General features: G+C 43.7%; 2 protein-coding genes. Both read right to left on the bottom strand.

What is annotated here, in order from left to right; all coding sequences use genetic code 11:
* Window positions 1–249 (bottom strand): IS1 family transposase (locus ACQRA4_RS13825; protein WP_427823628.1); only part of this gene is annotated, 249 nt, incomplete at its 3' end.
* Complete coding sequence (locus ACQRA4_RS13830) at window positions 230–595, bottom strand: IS1 family transposase (RefSeq protein WP_427823627.1); 366 nt, start codon at window positions 593–595, stop codon at window positions 230–232. The genes ACQRA4_RS13825 and ACQRA4_RS13830, both read right to left, overlap by 20 nt.
* Window positions 596–675 lie beyond the last annotated feature (80 nt).

The raw sequence follows: 675 nt of genomic DNA on the forward strand, positions 1-675 counted from the left end.
TCTCCTGAAACGTGCGAACCAATGCCGTTGTCTTCCATTATTCTGCTCAAGGTACACCGTTTGTGATTTACTCTGGCAGAGTTTGCCGGCAGCTATCACTTCAGGATATACTCCCCAGTTATCTGTGCAGAATAGCTCAACTTGCCATCTTGAAAGACGTTCAATCAATTTTGATAACGTTGCTTTATCCCTTCCTCCACACTCCCAGTCGATGAGTTCTCCAGTCTCTCTACGATAGGCTTTCCATATCCATAACTTGTTTTTTTGACTTTATATAATGCCACATTTCATCGAGTTCGACGAGAATGGCATCACCAGGCGCAGGTTTTTCATAGTGTGTTTTGGCGAATGTCTTTATCCACTTCAAAACAGCAGTCGGAGAAACCCCAATGAGCCTGGCTATAGCCCGTATGGAAAGCCCAAGCGTGTACAAGGTTACTGCCATGGCCTTTTCTTGTGCAGGCCGACCGCGAGGAGTTAGCCTGGTAAACTGCAAAGAACAGGATTTACACTTATATCTTTGTTTTCCTTGAACTTTTCCATTCTTTACGACTTCTCTTGACTGACATTTAGGGCATGGCGGTTTTTCGTTCATGTAATTTTATAGCACATAAATGTCGCGAAGTCATTAGCCTGTGAACACCCTCACAGAAAAAAGTGGCTATCACCAGAAAT

This window comes from Desulfovibrio sp. SGI.169, assembly GCF_050313595.1.
GTDB lineage: Bacteria > Desulfobacterota > Desulfovibrionia > Desulfovibrionales > Desulfovibrionaceae > Desulfovibrio.

Excerpts from the sequence above, each read along its gene's own strand:
- ACQRA4_RS13830 (WP_427823627.1), bottom strand. The coding sequence starts at position 595 with ATGAACGAAAAACCGCCATGCCCTAAATGTCAGTCAAGAGAAGTCGTA.